The sequence below is a fragment of the Pseudoalteromonas rubra genome, from assembly GCF_005886805.2.
GTDB lineage: Bacteria > Pseudomonadota > Gammaproteobacteria > Enterobacterales > Alteromonadaceae > Pseudoalteromonas > Pseudoalteromonas rubra_D.
Genome location: NZ_CP045429.1, coordinates 694,814 through 712,866, shown reverse-complemented (window position 1 = coordinate 712,866; position 18,053 = coordinate 694,814). Strand labels below are relative to the sequence as shown.

The following is an 18,053-nucleotide window of genomic DNA, read 5'->3' as shown; positions in this document are numbered from 1 at the left end:
AGTACTGACATGAAAAAATACTTACTCACCACCGCATTACTTGCCTGCGGAATTTCAACTGCCAGTGCATCCAGTAACGAAGTGTATGAAGCACAACCGCTCAGTGCGACACTCAGCCATAGCGTGACGCTCAATGGAAAAAGTTACTTGTCTGCCAGTGAGCACTTGCTAACAGGTGTAGCAATCACAGATGCGAAAACCGGCACCACCTACATTTTAACTGGTGAAGTGGTTGCAGAGCTGGAGCCGCTCATCAATGCACAGGAATTTGCTGCGGCACATAACCTGGAACTGGTTTATGTACGGGCCAATCGTGCCATCTTCGCAGCACAACCTGGTACAGAGCTGAATGCCTTTAAAGCCCATATCGAGGGCCTGGCAGGGGTGACCAGCACCCAATTTGGTATTGATATCGAGGGCCTGGAGTCAGAGTAGCGGGTATACAAACCCAGCACTCAGGTGCTGGGTAGCTCTTCTGAGCAGCCATAGTCTCAGCGCATGTTCACCACATGCGCCTATCCCAATCACTTAACTTTTTGCTCGCCCAGCCAGTTAATTCGATACAGGTCCCGCCTTCTGTCCAGATAGTTTCTGACGGAGCCCTCGTGACGCAACTCGTGTAACTTCTCCAGATCCAAGTCGACTATCAGAGTCATCTCTGTGTTGGGGGTGGTTTCGGCCATAGTGGCATCGTGAGGAAATGCAAAATCTGAGGGCGAGAACACCGCAGACTGGGCGTACTGGATATCTGCGCCATCGACCTTAGGTAAGTTACCCACACTGCCTGCCGTCACCACATAGCATTCGTTCTCTATGGCGCGGGCTTGGGCACAACAGCGTACCCGTAAATAAGCATTTTTGGTATCTGTCCAGAATGGGACAAACAAGATCTGCATGCCCTGCTCTGAGAGTAACCGCCCCAGTTCAGGGAATTCCACATCATAGCAAATGAGGATGCCTATTTTTCCAAAATCGGTATCAAACACGTTCAGACTGTCGCCACCTTGCATGATCCAGGTACTTTTTTCATAGGGAGTCGGGTGGATCTTGGTTTGCGATTCAATGGTGCCATCACGACGGCAGAAATAGGACACATTGTAGAGGGCTTTGTCTTCAATCACCGGGATGGAGCCGGCGATGATATTGATGTTATAACTCACTGCCAGATGCGAAATAGCCTCCACCACTTCTGTCGAGAACTCAGCCAGCGCTTTGATTGAGTCCAGTGAACTTTCGTGTGCTTCAATACCCATCAGGGGCGCATTAAACAGCTCGGGTAACAACGCCAGATCACATTGATAGTCAGCCAGCGCGTCAATAAAAAACTCCACATGCTGTGTCAGCTCTTCCACAGAATGCAATGGCCGCATTTGCCACTGCACACAGCCGACCCTGGCCGACTTCTTCACCGCACCAAACAGCGGCACTTCATTGCGTTCGTAGTAAAGATTGGTCCATTCCAGTAAAGTGGCATAGCCTTTCGATTCTTTGTCTTCGGGGAGGTATTTATTAAGCACCCGTTTAACCTCAAAATCGTTGGACAGTTGAAAGCTCAAAATGGGGTCGTAAATTTCTTTCTTTTTGACCAGTTCAATATATTTCTGTGGCGACATCTCACTGGCATGGTGCTGATAGTTGGGAATACGCCCGCCTGCCACAATCGACTTAAGATTGAGACTCTGGCAGAGCTCTTTTCTGGCTTCATATAACCGCCTCCCCAGGCGCATCCCCTGATAATCGGGATGCACAAAGACTTCTGCGCCGTACAACACGTCGCCGAGTGGGTCATGAGTGGTCAGATAGGCATCGCCGGTGATCTCCTCATAGGTGTGATGATCGCCAAACTTGTCGTAATCCACAATCAATGAGAACGCAGCTGCGACGACTTTACCATGATCCTCAATACAGATCTGGCCTTCGGGAAAACTAGAGAGCTGAGCCTTAAACTGCTTTTCTGAAGGTGCCCCGCCTAAATCAGGGTAAACAATGGCCATGACTTCTTTAAGATCTGCGTAGTCACCTGCCTCCAGGCTGCGCAGATTGAGTTTATGTTCAAAGTTCTCCGTTAAATTACCGTCGCTCATTGTGGCTCCTGCTTTGCAATATTCACTGTTTACGGTGTTATACGACCACCTTAGTTAAAGATAGTCGCTGCAAAATAAGCGCACAAATTAGCGTAGCAAAGTTAGGCATGAGGGTGTTCTGGTTTACTCAGCGCGGGCCAGCCAGCTCATGACATTCAGCAAAAACCCCTCATTGTGCTCAGCACCGGCAGAAGCCAGACCATATTTTTTACCAGTTTTGCTATCAACCTGAGATGAGAACATCATGCCTTCAGCAAATACCGCAACGCGGCCTTTCCCAAGCTCGAATACGGCGCCCTGGCTCCAGCCTGCGACATCCACACGAGGACTGTCGGCTGTGATCTGAAAGGGGACCTCTGGTGTCACCGCTATCTTCCCTGAGCCAAGCGTCAGTAACGAAACAGCACCTAGTGGTACTTTGAATGCCGACCCGCCAAAGGAGCGCACCTGCTCGATTTGACCTGTCGATTGCTCTGCCGCGGCTGATGCAGCCCCGCCAACCGCACTGGTAACGCCAAACCCGGTCATAGACACCGCGCCGGGCAAGGTTCTCAATGCGGGCACCACGGCCAGTGAGATGGCGTGTTGTGCGAGGGTATTATCAGCGGTACTAAACTGCGCTTCACCCACATGACCATGACTGAATTCAACGCCCAGTGCTGTTGTCAGGTTATCGATCACGCGGGGAAACGGCGTATGATCCGCCACTAAAAACAGCGATCCGCCCTGCTCTATCCAGCCGATAACGGCGCTCACCTCTTGCGCTGTAAACGCCTTACCAAAGGGAGGGCTCCAGTCTGTGCGATTACGGTCCAGCGCATTGGCTATCACAAGAATATCAGCCTGGTTTAAGTGTGCTGTGCTGAATGGCTGACTGCTGGCTCTCACAGTATAGCCATCACTTTGCAATACCTGAGTGAAGGCCCGATAGCGGCCATGCATAGTCAGAAAGTTATGGTGTGCCTCATCAAACAACACCAATGGGCTACTATCTGCTGAGAAACGCCGTTCAGTATTTTGGGGTGTGAAGTCCGGGTCGCCCTGCTGGGTACTGTCAGTACAGGCAATCAAGCCTGACCCGACGCTCACGGAGAGCATGCCCGCAGTCAGCGCTTTGGCTAGCCAATTCATTGTGTGCTGTCCTTACTTTTCCATCATGCATTGGCAAGTATTAGCAAAGATCCGACGACTTACCAGAAAAGAACAGCCAGGGCCTCTGCTCGCTTAACACGTCAGGCGAGCAGATAAGTTAACTCAATGACCGCAACGGTTATCGAATCCCGATACTCTCACGGATCTTGGCCATTTGCTCTTGCAGGCTGTGCTGAATATCACGTACCTGCTGGTTAGAGCCATTCACCTGCTGCTTCATCGTGGCCATTGCGCTGCTGAAGTTATCGACCAATGTACTTTGCTGCTGCGCCAGTTCCATGGCATGTTCAGCGACCTGACTGGCACTTTGCGCGCGCTCTGCGACGCCTTCAGAGTTCCCCTTTAACTCCTGAGCATGCTCTGTCTGTTGCTGTGCTTCATCAGCCAGTGCGCTGATCTGTGAAGACACTTTGCTTGAGTTATCACTGAGAATATTCAGTTGTTCATTGATATCAGAGAGTGAATCCTGCGTTTGCTGCGCCAGCTTACGCACCTCATCGGCCACAACAGCAAACCCGCGCCCATGCTCACCCGCACGCGCTGATTCAATGGCGGCGTTCAGTGCCAGCAAATTGGTTTGTTCTGCAATGGTGCGGATCATTTCGATCACTTTGCCCACATCGGCAACGCCATTGAGTAGCTCATTAAGGCTGGACAAGCCTTGCTCTACCCGTTGTTGTGTGCTGGAACTTGCGCTTAGCATCGATTCAGCGTAACCGACACTTTGTTTCATCGCAGAGAAGGTTTCACCCGCATTATCTGATACCTGTTGGTTGATTTCGCTGGCTTCCAGACCCAGCGCTTTAATCTCATCCAGCTGGTCCTGGTTCTGCTCTACTTGTGTTGAGGTGGTCTCAGCCAGTTCGCTGATACTGGCCAGGTTGGTATTCATATCCTGCATAAAGTCATTGATCACCGCCAGCATTTGTTCGCGCTCCTCAGCTTCACCGCGCTGACGTTCAATCAGTTGGTTAAAGTAACTGGCGATTTCACCAATTTCAGTATTGGCATTCTGACTGTCGATGTTTTTCAACTCATTGCTCTCTATCAGGAACGCAAAGCCATTACGTAACTGACGCAGTGGCGTCAATACCTGGCTAAACTGGACGATGTAAACAGCAATGGCCAACAGTACCAGCAAGCCGATCGCCACGCCAAAGATAGTAAACACGTTTTTCTTCAGTGAATTCTGCTCGGCTTGTAGTGCCACTTCAGCACTCAGCACCAGTGCCGAAATATCCTTAATATCACCTCTTAACTGCGCCATACCCTGCTGACGCTGCTCGGCCTGGGCCAGGGTGTTTTCCAGATCGCGACTAAACCGCTTAGGCCAGCTGATCAGCTCGGCCTTAATTTCTAAAGCCAAATCTTCAGCTTCCGCGCCCAAAAACAGCTCATCTTCATCAATTTCACTCATTACGCCCAGATTGCCAAGGCGATCGATTTGTTGCGCCAGCTCCTGAAGACGACGCACACTGTTCATCAGGTTCTGACGTGTTTGCTGCTCAAAATGGATCACGAGCTGGTAGGTGTAAATGCTCAGGTTGGTCACTTCACCATAATAGTCTGAAGCCAGTGCATAGTAACGCGGTGCAAGCGGATGTTCAGGGGCTTTGGCGGTGTAACTCATTAATGATGACGCCGAGCCTGACATCTGCCTGATGGCATTGTCCAGTAATGCCATTTCATTGCCCGACAGCTTGCCCAACGCGCGATACTTGCCATTGATGTCCGCATCGAGTGCATCAAGCTGACTGGTCATATCGCTGGCAAGGGTTGAAGGCAACGCTGTCAATTGCTGTTGTTTAAGTTGCGCTATTTGTCCGCTGGCTTTACTGAGCTCCTGGCTGTCGCCACTGCTCAGATAGTCTTCGATCGTACCGGCTAAATCGATCAGTATGGTGTTTTTCAGCGTAACATAGGCGTTGTTTTGTTTGTCTAATTCACTAAAGACCTGACTGGCCCAAAACAAAGTGGCAGCAAGCACGATACTGGCCAAGGCCAGTAACACGGCAAGCAGCCGGGTAAAGGTAGAAACACGCATAGATACTACAGCCATATTGATTCAAATTCGGGCGTAGACTATTAATGTTTTATGACAATTTGATGTAGATTGCTCAGAAAGTAGCCAGGCGATTTTAAAAACATACTTTTGGCGTAGGAGAACTCTCTACCTTTTACAGGAACTTTACTTCATACAGATGACAGCCTGCTCAGAATGGTCAATTTCAGACTCTACTTTTGCTTTAAAAGCCCATTTTTAGCACAAAACGGGGAGTAGCTTCTTCTATTTTCAGCTTGTTTTTTAGCCACACATAAACAAAAGGTTGTCCGGCTAAAGCCTGAGTGGCTGCATTGAATGCAATAAATGAATAAAGCGCAGGCTTGCCGTGTTGCCGTTAAGCAGTGTCCGTATCCAATGCGGGGTGACTGAAAGACACGAAAAGTGGCGCGTAAATAGTGCTACTTCATCGCGGCTTTGACATAAACATCAAAACGATTCTTTTTGGTCTCTATCTGCATACTGGGTTTTTGCTCGTTCAGGAAAGGCGCATAATCCGGGCGTTTAACCACAACCCGCTTGGTGGCCAGTGCATAAGCGAATGGCAATAAAGCATCGGCGTCATCATCTCCCCCGACCAGGGACTGGAACACCCGCATTTCTTTTTTAACCTGAGCTGATTTCTCACGATGCGGAAACATGGGGTCCAGATAAACAACGTCCGGGTTTAACGCACTTTGCGCTAACAAGTCATGGCTGGAGCCAAAGATCATCCGCATATTTTGCTGCATCCAGCTGCCGATTTCACTATCCTGATAGGCGCGCTCCAGACCGTCAAACAGCAAGGCAGCCACCACCGGATGGCGTTCGTGCAATATCACTTCACACCCCAACGCAGCCAGCACAAACGCATCGCGTCCCAGTCCAGCGGTTGCATCAAGTACCACTGGGGTTGCACCTTTATTCAGCCCCACTGCCTTAGCAATGGCCTGCCCTTTACCACCGCCAAACTTACGACGATGTGCACTGGCGCCGGTGACAAAGTCTACCCGTATGCCACCGAGCTTTGGCTCATCCAGTTTTAGCAACTGCAAACCCGCTTCATCATAAGTCAGACGGAAATTGGGATTGGCCTGCTGCCAGTCGTGCAGCGCAAACTGCTGCTCTATACGCTCAAGATAAGGTCGGTTTTCGGCAAAAGGGGTGTGGATGATCAACAGCAGGCTCCGCAAATAGTAACGCAGAGATTATATCTGGATCATCCCGGTTATGAAATCTTTGTGTCTGTGCCTGAACTGATTAGAACAATTCAATGTCGGTCTGGGCGGGCACATCTTCCTCGCTCCAGGGTTTGGCCATCTGGTTGAGGCTCTGGATCAGTTCATGGCGTACTTCTGTGATTTCTCCCAGCTTGTAGCGGATAATCGAAAAGTCGTCATTGATCAGTGAAAAGTGCTCATACAACTGCTTTACTTCGGCTTGTTTGCCATTGGCCTGCCCGCCACTCACATAGTCAGAAAACTGGCTCAGCTTGTCATTATACGCTGTGGCCACCTCACCCAGCTGATCGCTCAGCTCTTCAAATGCCAGACCAATTTGCTCCACTTTATTGAGGGCGACTTCGCTGACCTCCATATCTTTGATTTTGGCATTGGTGGCTTCCAGTATATGCGGCAGCAGATCTTTGTAACGTCCGTACAAGCCCACATCATCGGTTGGCATGTTTTTGATCAGCAGTGAGACTTTGGGGTAGTTAATAATGGTGCGACGACCAAAGTCAACAAACCGGTCGCCATCACGGTGTTTTTCGAGCAGCTCCTGCTCCAAAGGCTGAATAGCACCTTCCTGAGAATAAAACACTTCGCTGTCGTGATACCAAAATGCGACGGCAACTTGCAGCTGCAAAGGCACAAAAAACTCAAAGAAATACTCCGACAGCGTATTCAGGTCATGGGCATGATAAGACTGGCCGACATACCGCATAATGCGGCCCATATCACCCGAATCCGACATAGCAATTTCGGCCGTGATTTGCGCTTTTTGAACATCCTGCTTCAGCTTAAGTGACTGGCGGCGATACTCATCGAGTACTTTAATACGGGCCAGCATTTCATCGCTGTCGAAGGGTTTGACAATGTAGTCGGCACCACCGGCGTTATAGCCTCGCATGCGCTCAGAGGTAGCACTTTTGGAAGATAAGAACATCACCGGGATATCACACAACTGAGGATTGGCTTTGAGTCGCTCACACACCTCAAACCCCGAAGGACCAGGCATTTCAATATCGAGTAAAATAATATCCGGGCGCTGCTGTGCTGCCATTTCCAGCCCTTCTTCGCCACTGTAGGCATGGATGACTTTGCAGCTGTGCAGTAAAGATTGTTCAACAATGTGATGTACCAGTTTATCGTCATCAATGGCCAGTACTAGATTGCTCATGCAGCATTCCCTACAAGGTTTGTTCTTTAGAACAGCATAGCGTGAACTGTCTAATTTGCGAATGGAAAACACCACACAAAGTACTTATGTGGTGTTTTTGAGTCGGCGCTGGTGGCACGCGGGGAACAGATGTTCAAAACGCCACCAGCATAAGGGCGATTATGCCGCTTTTTCGATACCACTGTGGCGCAGCAGTGCGTCTACACTTGGCTCACGACCACGGAAACGGGTAAACAAAGCCATTGGTTCTTCTGAGCCCCCCTTCTCCAGAATATGCTGCATAAAGTCCGCACCGGTCTGGCGATTGAAAATCCCTTCTTCTTCAAACCGGGAGAATGCATCCGCTGAGAGTACTTCAGCCCACTTATAGGAGTAGTAACCTGCGCTGTAACCACCAGCAAAAATATGGCTAAAGCTGTGCTGGAAGCGATTAAACTCCGGCGCTTTTACAACCGCTGTTTTTTCGCGAACGGCGTTCAGTGTTTGCTGGATCTGACACGGTTTATCTGCATCAAAATCGCTGTGAATATGGAAATCAAACAAAGAGAACTCCAGCTGACGCAGCATCTGCATCGCGGACTGGAAGTTTTTCGCTGCCAGCAGTTTGTCGAGCAATGCTTTAGGTAACGGCTCGCCAGTCTCATGGTGGCCAGAAATAAAGGCCAGCGCCTCTTCCTCATAGCACCAGTTTTCCAGGAACTGGCTTGGCAATTCTACCGCGTCCCAGGCAACCCCGTTGATACCTGCAACCGGTGCAGCATCGACCTGAGTCAACATATGGTGAATACCATGACCAAACTCATGGAATAACGTCGTGACTTCGTAGTGCGTGAACAACGCTGGTTTATCGCCTACCGCTTTGTTGAAGTTACACACCAGATAAGCAACCGGTGTTTGCAACTCACCGCTGGCACGTACCTTACGGCCCATGCAGTCGTCCATCCAGGCGCCGCCGCGCTTATGTTCGCGGGCATACAGGTCCAGATAGAAATGGCCGCGCAAAGTATCTTGTGCATCATGAATAGCGAAAAAACGCACATCCGGATGATAAGTATCGAAATCCTGAACCTCTGTGACTTTAATACCGAACAGACGGTTAACGGTTTCAAACAAGCCTTTGAGTACGGTATCTGCCGGGAAGTAAGGACGTAATAGCTCATCAGAGATGGCATATTTGGCCTGTTTTAGCTTTTCGCCATAATAACCGTAGTCCCATGCCGCCAACTCATTGGCACCATGCTCTTTTTCTGCAAATGCTTTAAGCTCGGCCAGCTCTTTCTCTGCCTGTGGCTTGGCATGCACCGCCAGGTCATTTAAAAAGGCAAATACTTGCTCAGGTGACTGCGCCATTTTAGTGGCCAGTGATTTATCTGCATAACTGTCAAAGCCCAGCAACTGCGCCAGTTCATAACGCAAAGCCAGCTCCTCACGCATGATCTCTGAGTTATCGAACTCTCCGGCATTCGGGCCCTGATCTGACGCACGCGTCACAAAAGCACGGTACATGTCTTCTCGCAGCGATCGGTTGTCCGCATAGGTCATTACTGGCAGGTACGACGGAATATCCAAGGTAAATACCCAGCCTTCCAGTTCTTTGCTCTGCGCCGTGTGTGCCGCCAGTGCCAATGCTGATTCAGGTAAGCCAGACAATTCGGCTTTATCAGTCACATGCTTGGTCCAGGCTTGAGTGGCGTCCATCACATTGTTACCAAACTTGGCTGCCAGCTCAGATAATCGAGCACTGATCTCGCCGTAACGCTTTTGCTGCTCAGGGGCCAGGGCAATGCCCGACAACTGAAAGTCGCGCAGTGCATTGTTGATGGTTTTTTGCTGTGCCGTGCTCAGTGCTGCAAAGCTGTCGGACTCTTTCAGAGATTTATAGGCTTCGTAGAGTCCCTGATGCTGTCCGGCATAGGTGCTGTAATCTGAGATCAACGGCAGACAGGCATCATAGGCCTGACGCAAAGCATCGTTGTTGACAACCGAGTGCATGTGAGACACCGGCGACCACATACGAGATAGTTTGTCATCGGCCTCTTCGAGCGGCAAGACCAGGTTTTCCCAGCTATATGAATCGTTTTTGAGCACCCCCTCTATGGTGTCACGACAGTGCGCGATTGCCTGCTTAAGTGCCTCTACAACATGTTCTGGTTTAATTTGTGAAAACGGTGGCAAGCCTTCCATGCCAATTAACGGGTTAGTCATAACGCCTCTCAGTAGATCTTTGCTTATCTCATGTATTTGGGGTGTTTTCTGACAAAAAACAAGGCTCCCCGGTCAATCCAGAAAAATTAATCAGGGCCATCCTAAGACGTCACACTCTCTGGTCACGTGCAACATCACCATGCCATCGGAAAAAGCGATGGCTATCATCGGAAAAATTCATCCCACCAGACTTTGCCCCGGCAGATATAGTGTTAAGCTAGGGCCATTTATCAGCATTTATAGAGATTAAAGCATGGCACAACATTTTGATTATATCGCCATTGGTGGCGGAAGTGGTGGTATTGCCTCGGCCAACCGGGCAGCAATGCGTGGCGCAAAAGTCGCCCTTATCGAAGCTAAGCACATGGGTGGCACCTGTGTAAACGTGGGCTGCGTGCCCAAAAAAGTCATGTGGCATGGCGCACAAGTGGCCGAAGCCATTAAACTGTATGCACCAGATTATGGCTTTGATGTAGAGGTGAAGGACTTTGACTGGGGCAAACTGGTTGAAAGCCGCGAAGCCTACATTGGCCGCATCCACCAGGGTTATAACAAATACCTGGCCAGCAATGGTGTCACTGTGATCAATGGCTTTGCCAAATTCGTTGATAACAATACGGTTGAAGTCAATGGCGAACACTACACCGCCGACCACATCTGTATCGCCGTAGGCGGTCGCCCGTCTATTCCGAATATTCCGGGCGCAGAGCTGGGCATTGATTCTAATGACTTCTTTGAGCTTAAGGCACAGCCTAAGAGCGTGGCCGTGATTGGCGCAGGCTATATTGCCGTTGAGCTGGCGGGCGTATTACACAGCCTGGGTACAGACACACACCTGTTCGTACGTAAACATGCCCCGCTGCGCAACTTTGACCCTATCCTGATTGACACCCTCACCGAGGTAATGGACAAAGAAGGGCCAACCCTGCACACCCACAGCACCCCTGAGTCGCTGAGCAAGAACGACGACGGCAGCGTCACTTTACACCTGGAAAATGGCGAGTCACACACAGTTGAGCAAGTGATCTGGGCCATTGGTCGTGAACCAGTGACTGATAAAATCAACCTGGCTGCCACCGATGTGACCATCACAGACAGCGGCTACGTAAAAGTAGACGAATACCAGAACACCTCAGTGTCTGGCATTTATGCCCTGGGTGACATCATGGAAGGCGGCATTGAACTGACGCCGGTGGCAGTGAAAGCCGGTCGTATGCTGGCCGAGCGCCTGTTTAACCCGGATATGCCCAACGCAAAAATGGACTACAACCTGGTCCCGACTGTGGTCTTCAGTCACCCGCCAATCGGCACTATCGGCCTGACCGAGCCAGAAGCTGTTGCACAATACGGTGAAGACAACATCAAGGTCTACACCTCAACCTTTGCAGCCATGTATACAGCTGTGACCCAGCACCGTCAGCCTTGTAAAATGAAACTGGTGTGTGCCGGTGAAGACGAAAAAATCGTTGGCCTGCACGGCATCGGCTTCGCGGTTGATGAAATGATCCAGGGCTTTGGTGTTGCCATGAAGATGGGCGCAACCAAAGCCGACTTTGATTCGGTTGTGGCTATTCACCCGACGGGATCTGAAGAGTTTGTTACTATGAGATAATGCTCAGCGTTAGTCAGTAAAGTAAAAGCGCGAGTCTGATACATCAGCTCGCGTTTTTTAACGGCTGTGAAACGATGGGGAAGAATTAGCCCCACACGACAGCCAAGCATGAATGGAACGCAACGGTGCGTTATGCACATTTTCCCCTTAGCGTGATACTGCCTCACCTGCTTTAACCAGATCACGGTACTGACTCGGCGTTTTTCCGGTATACTTTTTAAATACCTGATTAAAGCTAGACTTTGAATTAAATCCGCAGTCGTAGGCAATATTAATTAACCTGTCACTTTTAGGTCTTTTTCCCAGCTCCTCAATTACCGCATCCACCCTTAATTGGTTTACCAGCTCATAAAACCCGCCTGAAGAATGCAGAGCCAACACATCAGAAAGCTGATGCCTGCTTATATTCAGTTTTTCTGCCAGTTGAATTTGGCTGAAATCAGGATGTAAATGAAGTTTGTTCGTCCTGAGTTCTTGCTCGACCAACATCAAAAGGCCTTTCTGTTGTGTTGATACTTCAGGTTTGATTTGCTCTGCGAAGTCTTTATCAGTTATGCCCTCCTTTACGAGTGCACGATTAAAGCCAGCAGGCCTCCCATAGCAAATCAACAAATAACTGATAGAAAATATGCCCACCACAGTAGACAGATAACTCAACGCAATCAGCTTATCTGATTTTTCAAGTTCCATAATGACTGCTGTCACTGAGACGATAAAAACACTCACCATCATCAGGTAACAAATCATAGTGACACAAAGCAACCAACACAGCTGGCGAAAAATATGGCTACCGCGTTGTTGCCACCAAAACATAAAAATTTGCCAGCTACCGTAGGCCAGATAAAGACAAAAATGCCCTGCGGTTAACAGAGGTATCATGGAAAACCGCTCAGAAAAGGGTCTGGTGGATACTGTTTGTAAGTTGACAGCTTGCTCAGCCAGAAAGTCACTTTGCTCATACAATGAGATTGAACCGAAATACCCGACCCACACAAGAAAAGGTAATAAGTGAATTACATCTTTTTTATCAAACCGATGCGCTGAATTTGTCATTGTCATAACAAACGCCATAAAAATGGGGCCCAACAACAAATAGCTGTTTAACCCCTCCCACATCGTTATGAGCAGCATATCGGGTTCAAAAAGACCACTGTCTACATAGAAACCTACACACATGTTGGTTGAAACAAGCAGTATAAAAACAGCAAGCAATCTGCCCGGGCCAGAAAACCTCAAGAGATACAAGGATTGAATGCAGGCTTGAATACAGCCCAAGGCAACGATATTACTAAAACTGAACATCAAGACTCCCTTGTATTCAAAAACACGTCCAATCTGGCCTCTTTGCACCTTGCAAAGAAAAATAAAAAACAGATAAATCAAAAAGATAAAAATAAACGGTCCATACTGGCCAGTATCACCGAAAAGCGCCTGGCACGAGCTTAACATACAAAACCACACCAACAAATCAAAGGTTAAGTATGAAGTCAAAGATAGAGTTGTTATTGAATTACATTGTTATCGTAATCGCAGTGGCTTATGGCGCTGCGGTATTTATAAGCCTTAATTTTAAACTTACTCCAGAGCAGATGAGCAACCCGGGAATGGTTATCGCATTTTTAATCTCCTGCACATTCAACATTGCAAGATTAAAAGAAAAAACAACAAGCTTTAGAATTCACCTTACAGCTCTGTTCGCGAACATACTCACGTTTAGTTACGCAGCAGCGTTCGCGGTGCAAGATCCATGGGTAGCGAAAATCGTCACGACTATTTTAATGGGGTTAATACTGGCGTTTTCGTTATCTGGCACCATTCAGTTGAAAAAAAGCGCAGCCAATCAAAAAACATATAGTACCCAGCATTGAAGGGACACAAACACAGACAAGCAGAGGCGGATATTAACCTCTGCTTGTTAAAATCCCCATAGTTTTTACATTGCTGACTTATCAAAACCACCCGTAATAAAAACCCACTTATTCATTAAAAGGAAAGTCATGAATAAAACTTCAACAAGCGTTTCTATTGCAACAGTACAAAACGGCGTCGCCCGCTCTGATGGTAAACTCTCAGCAACAAAAGATGTCTTGATTTTCGAGCCGTTGAATAAAAAGTTTGGGTTAGGACCGTATTATATTGAGCGAAGTGCCATATCAAAAATAGAAAGGTGTTATGGTAAAGGCGCAGGTTTATTACCTGTAACGACTGAGGCAATCAGAATTACGCTGATAAACGGTCATAGCTATGAGTTTATCATTGCCAATGTGAAAGAGTGGCTGGCCTATTTAAGCCATAGTCACTCTCAGGGCGCATGGGCACCATAAATCAAGCACACAGTCAAAAACACCATTGTTGATCCTGGCAATTGGCCAGACGTCAGATTACGACTTCTGTTCAGAACATAAGCCACTCTAACCTCTGTTTGTATTGAGTTTAATTACTGCGAAGACTTCACTTTTCCTTTCTCCGCAACAGAAATACGGTTTTCAATATGAAATGTGCTGTACTGATTCAGATCCTGAACGTAGACCGCACCGGACTCTTTACCATTGGCGTCATGGTGTGGGGTCGCGATCACTGCCTTACCGTCGGAAAGGCCGACATTCCAGCCGAGTTGATCGCCTGGCTGCGCATTGTTAGCAACCACTTTGGATGAATAGTGCCAGCCATCGGCGCGCTTTTTGTAGACATATAATGCGCCGGTGTCTTTGCCTTGTGCGTCATGGTTCATCGCGCTGATAATCGCCGTATCACCACTGAGTGCCACGCCGCGGCCAAAGCGATCATCGGCTGCGCCATCAGGAGAAGTGAGTTTTTGCGCCTCGGTCCAGCGTGTGCCTTTGCGCTCAAAAATATAGGCAGAGCCGGCATCCACGCCCAGACCCTCTACGTCATCGCGTCGTGCCGAGATGAGTGCCGTATCTCCTGAAATTGCGACCCTGACGCCAAAGATATCGGTATCACCGCCATCGGACGCCATCAACTTGGCCTGCTGATGCCATTGCTCCCCGTCTTGCACGTAAATGTATACGGCTCCGGCGTTTTCTGCCGTTTTGTCATGCAAGTCAGCGCCAACGACTATTGTATTACCATCAACCGCGACGTCGATGCCAAACAGATCGCCTGCCGCGCCATCACTGGCCATGATTTTGCTCTGATAGCGCCAGGTATCACCAGAGCGGGTATAAATATACGCAGCACCGGCATCATTCGCCTTTGCATCATTACGTGGGGCGCCGATCACCAGCAATTTGTCGGTAAATGCCACACTCTGACCAAAAGCATCGCCCGGTTTGGCATCTGGCGCGGTAAAAATCTCAGTTTGTGTCCATGTGTCCGCTTTACGCGCAAAGGCCACCACCGCACCGGCGTCTTTGCCTTTGTCATCTCGTCTCATACCGCCGAGCATGGCAATGTCGTTCTTTAAGACCACCTTACCACCCAGAGTGTCGTCAGCAGACAGTGGCTTTGCAACCAGCTTAGCTTGTTGCTGCCAGCCCTTCTCCCCTAATACGTAGACATAGCCCACGCCGCCATCATTAATCCCATTGATATCCGCTTTGTGCGCGCCCACCACAACCGTGTTGCCGTCAATCGCTGCACCATAGCCAAAATAGTCTTCCGCCTTGCCATCATTGGCAAGTAACCTGTCTGGCGCCGCAAAGCTATGACCAGCCAATGCTGTCAGCATAGCGCACAGGCTATACTTCATGGTTGATTGTAATTTCACTCGTTCCTTCCTTTTTATTTCCAGTTAACCTTGTATAACTTGTCTGATTTTTGATTATTTTTCAATGGTCTGAACCCCACAAATTGTTGCATACAGAGAAACAACTTGTATTCGTCATATGAACCTTCCCCTTCACTAATCAGCAAACTCCATATTCCATGCAGATTTGTCCGCTACCCTGAGGCTGGAACAATTCAAAATAAAAAATCTAAGGATTTCATAATGAACACCAAGTTAAATGCGCTCTGTCTGGCGGTTGCGCTGGGTGCCTCGGGGCAGGCAGTGGCAGCCTGTAGCGGGCTGGCGGGCGGCGCTTCGGCTTACCTGGACGGCGAGACACTGAAAGTTAAGGGCTCACGCCACAGCGAACAGTTCACCCTCAGTAAATCAGGCGATACCCTGACCGTAACCCGTAAAGTGGGTAACAGTAGCAGCTGTGAGACCTTCTTTATGAGCCAGATCAGTGCGCTTGAAGCACACCTGGGTAACGGTGCTGATTCGTTCGATGCCAGCAATATTGCGGTATCACAAACTCTATACGGACAATATGGTAATGACACCCTGATCTCTGGTAATCAGAACGATCGGCTGTACGGTGGCCGGGGTAACGATACCTTAAAAGGCAACAGTGGTAACGACCAGCTGTTTGGTGAAGATGGCAACGACACGCTGCACGGCGGCTGGGGGAATGATCAGCTCAAAGGCGGCAACCACCATGACAAACTGTTTGGTGACTACAATGACGACACCTTATGGGGTGATGATGGCGGCGACTTGCTGATGGGTGGTCAGGGGACCGATGTACTTTACGGAGGCAATGACAACGACTACCTGGGCGGTGGCTGTCGTCTGGCCAATGCTAACAATGGCTATATTTATGAGCAGAGTAACTGTAACAGCAATCGCGATGGCAACGATAAACTCTACGGCGGCGCAGGCCACGATGTGCTCAGTGGCGATAAAGGTAACGACACCCTCTATGGTCAAGATGGCAACGACTACCTGACTGGTAATGGCGGCCGGGAAGACCGCCTTCATGGTGGCAATGGTAATGATGCCTTATATGAAAATGGCGATGGTAATCCAAACAGCCTGCGCTGGCACAAAGCCTGGGGTAACAATGGCGATGACATCCTCTTTACCAATGGCGAAAACTCCAACCAGGAAGGCGGTAAAGACAATGATGTGATCATCACTTCTTCGAGTGGCTATGAAGCAAAAATTCATGGCGGTAAAAGTGCTGACTTCATCTGGAGCGCGGATTCGGCTCCTCAGGGTACCTGTGGTAAAGGCAATGATAAGGGCATGGTATTTCTGAACAGCTGTGAAGGTACCACCTGGGTTAAAGACTATCAGGGTCTGTTGTCTAAGGTAGATAAGAAAAGTAACTTTAGTAACCCATATTATAAGGCAGCCAACGCTGTGGTTGAAATGCCTGGTGAGTACTCTGGCTACAACAATGGCTGGCGCAGTGTAGGGGTACGCCCGACTCCGCTATACGACATTGTATCGAGCGCCGTATTTGCGCGCTGGCTGAGCGACCAATCCACTCTGCCATACTCCTACTATGAGTGGCGAGTTGATTACAATGTTAGCGGTTCAGCCATTTACGGTACTTATTTTAACTGTATGGAAAACAACGTAGCGTACATGTGCAGACATGTGCTCCAGCAAGTTGAGACCTGTTATAACAGCAGTGGTGACTCCATTAGCTGTAGTTAACTTGTAACATACTGCCTGACAAGGAAGTTAGGAGCATACTGCCTGACAAGGAAGTTAGGAGCATACTGCTCACCAAACGCTTTTTCAGATGGCTGCCCTCTGGTCATAATAGAATAATTACGGTACAAATAAAGTCACGCAACAACCTGACAACACCTGGATGTGATTATGGCTCTACTGCTCTACCTCGCCGCCACATTGCTCGTTTTAGTTTCGCTGGCGCATTCTTACCTCGGTGAGCGCTTTATTCTGATGCGGCTGTTTAAGCGGGATAATCTGCCCCAACTGTTTGGCAGTAGCGATTTTACCATCCGAACGCTGCGTTTTGCCTGGCACCTGACTTCCATTGCGTGGCTGGGGTTTGCCGCACTTTTGATTGCGCTGGCATCACCTGGATTCACCTCGGCTACGCTGCTGCACATCACCGCACTGACATTTGCGCTACACAGTTTACTGGCTTTGGGTCTATCAAAGGGAAGGCACTGGTCATGGATATTATTTGCTGTGGTGAGTGTGTTGCTTGCTGTGGCCGCGATGTAGCTGGCCTCAGCCCCGACTCCCGTGGTGCTTTCATCTCCGCCAAGCTATTCAACATCCCGCAAATGATATAATATAACAGTTTATTCAAGGCGCTCAGCGGCTCGTATGATCAGCCTGCGCAAGCGCTTGCGTTAATCATCAAGGTGAGGAAACCATGAGAAACCTGTCTGAAAGGTTAGACAAATACGCCATCGGCTTGTCTGCGATGTGCGTCGTTCATTGCTTGTTTGTGCCCCTGCTGGTTGCCCTGCTGCCGGCGTTCGGTGCGACCTTCTTTTCAGATGAGGCATTTCATCGCTGGTTACTCGTTGGTGTGCTGGTGACCAGCAGCAGCGCGTTATTTCTGGGGTGTAAAAAGCACAACCAGTGGCGTATTTTGGGCTACGGCACCGCAGGCATCGGCGTGTTATTCTTCGCCGCATTTTTTGCCCATGACTTAATGGCAGAGGAAGGGGAGAAATTGCTGACCATTTTGGGCAGCGTGTTGCTGGTGATCAGCCACTATAAAAACTTTAATTTGTGTCAGACCGGGCGTTGCCACTAATCCACCCTGCATGGCCGCCTTTA

Annotated in this window: 15 protein-coding genes; 7 read left to right on the top strand and 8 right to left on the bottom strand. The window is 49.1% G+C overall.

What is annotated here, in order from left to right; translation table 11 throughout:
- Positions 1-9 precede the first annotated feature (9 nt).
- On the top strand, positions 10-435 hold the full coding sequence (locus tag CWC22_RS03135; RefSeq protein WP_010383134.1) for a hypothetical protein: 426 nt from the start codon (positions 10-12) through the stop codon (positions 433-435).
- A gap of 89 nt (positions 436-524) precedes the next feature.
- On the opposite strand, the gene CWC22_RS03130 is transcribed toward CWC22_RS03135, so the two are convergent.
- The 6 genes from CWC22_RS03130 to prlC form a co-directional block, all read right to left on the bottom strand.
- Positions 525-2,084: a bifunctional GNAT family N-acetyltransferase/carbon-nitrogen hydrolase family protein gene (locus CWC22_RS03130; RefSeq protein ID WP_138536134.1), complete on the bottom strand. Its 1,560-nt coding sequence runs from the start codon at positions 2,082-2,084 to the stop codon at positions 525-527.
- Between the two features lie 123 nt (positions 2,085-2,207).
- On the bottom strand, positions 2,208-3,215 hold the full coding sequence (locus CWC22_RS03125) for a DUF4350 domain-containing protein (protein WP_138536132.1): 1,008 nt from the start codon (positions 3,213-3,215) through the stop codon (positions 2,208-2,210).
- A 139-nt stretch (positions 3,216-3,354) separates the two neighbouring features.
- On the bottom strand, positions 3,355-5,280 hold the full coding sequence (locus CWC22_RS03120; protein ID WP_049863609.1) for a methyl-accepting chemotaxis protein: 1,926 nt from the start codon (positions 5,278-5,280) through the stop codon (positions 3,355-3,357).
- Positions 5,281-5,699: 419 nt separating this feature from the next.
- Positions 5,700-6,455, bottom strand: a complete 756-nt coding sequence (locus CWC22_RS03115) for a class I SAM-dependent methyltransferase (protein ID WP_138536130.1) — start codon at positions 6,453-6,455, stop codon at positions 5,700-5,702.
- 82 nt (positions 6,456-6,537) lie between these two features.
- Positions 6,538-7,677, bottom strand: coding sequence for a response regulator (locus tag CWC22_RS03110; RefSeq protein WP_138536128.1), 1,140 nt, complete (start codon positions 7,675-7,677; stop codon positions 6,538-6,540).
- Between the two features lie 159 nt (positions 7,678-7,836).
- On the bottom strand, positions 7,837-9,882 hold the full coding sequence (gene prlC / locus CWC22_RS03105; protein ID WP_138536126.1) for an oligopeptidase A: 2,046 nt from the start codon (positions 9,880-9,882) through the stop codon (positions 7,837-7,839).
- Positions 9,883-10,135: 253 nt separating this feature from the next.
- Here prlC and gorA point away from each other — a divergent pair, with 253 nt between their 5' ends.
- A complete protein-coding gene (gene gorA / locus CWC22_RS03100) occupies positions 10,136-11,494 on the top strand; it encodes a glutathione-disulfide reductase (protein ID WP_138536124.1) in 1,359 nt (452 codons plus the stop codon).
- Positions 11,495-11,641: 147 nt separating this feature from the next.
- Here the strand turns inward: gorA and CWC22_RS03095 are convergent, their stop codons facing one another.
- Entirely contained in the window at positions 11,642-12,877 is a 1,236-nt protein-coding gene (locus CWC22_RS03095; RefSeq protein ID WP_171044979.1) for an AraC family transcriptional regulator, read from the bottom strand.
- A gap of 98 nt (positions 12,878-12,975) precedes the next feature.
- On the opposite strand from CWC22_RS03095, the gene CWC22_RS03090 reads away from it, so the two are divergent.
- Together CWC22_RS03090 and CWC22_RS03085 are read left to right on the top strand one after the other, a co-directional pair.
- Entirely contained in the window at positions 12,976-13,362 is a 387-nt protein-coding gene (locus tag CWC22_RS03090) for a hypothetical protein (protein ID WP_138536120.1), read from the top strand.
- A 129-nt stretch (positions 13,363-13,491) separates the two neighbouring features.
- Complete coding sequence (locus tag CWC22_RS03085; protein WP_138536118.1) at positions 13,492-13,818, top strand: hypothetical protein; 327 nt, start codon at positions 13,492-13,494, stop codon at positions 13,816-13,818.
- Between the two features lie 113 nt (positions 13,819-13,931).
- Here the strand turns inward: CWC22_RS03085 and CWC22_RS03080 are convergent, their stop codons facing one another.
- Positions 13,932-15,224 (bottom strand): FG-GAP repeat protein, encoded by a 1,293-nt coding sequence (locus tag CWC22_RS03080; protein WP_138536116.1) that lies wholly within the window; start codon positions 15,222-15,224, stop codon positions 13,932-13,934.
- Positions 15,225-15,446: 222 nt separating this feature from the next.
- On the opposite strand from CWC22_RS03080, the gene CWC22_RS03075 reads away from it, so the two are divergent.
- From CWC22_RS03075 to CWC22_RS03065, 3 genes are all read left to right on the top strand, one after another.
- Entirely contained in the window at positions 15,447-16,946 is a 1,500-nt protein-coding gene (locus CWC22_RS03075) for a calcium-binding protein (protein ID WP_138536114.1), read from the top strand.
- 168 nt (positions 16,947-17,114) lie between these two features.
- Complete coding sequence (locus CWC22_RS03070; protein ID WP_138536112.1) at positions 17,115-17,486, top strand: hypothetical protein; 372 nt, start codon at positions 17,115-17,117, stop codon at positions 17,484-17,486.
- Between the two features lie 154 nt (positions 17,487-17,640).
- Positions 17,641-18,030: a MerC domain-containing protein gene (locus tag CWC22_RS03065; RefSeq protein ID WP_058797198.1), complete on the top strand. Its 390-nt coding sequence runs from the start codon at positions 17,641-17,643 to the stop codon at positions 18,028-18,030.
- Positions 18,031-18,053 lie beyond the last annotated feature (23 nt).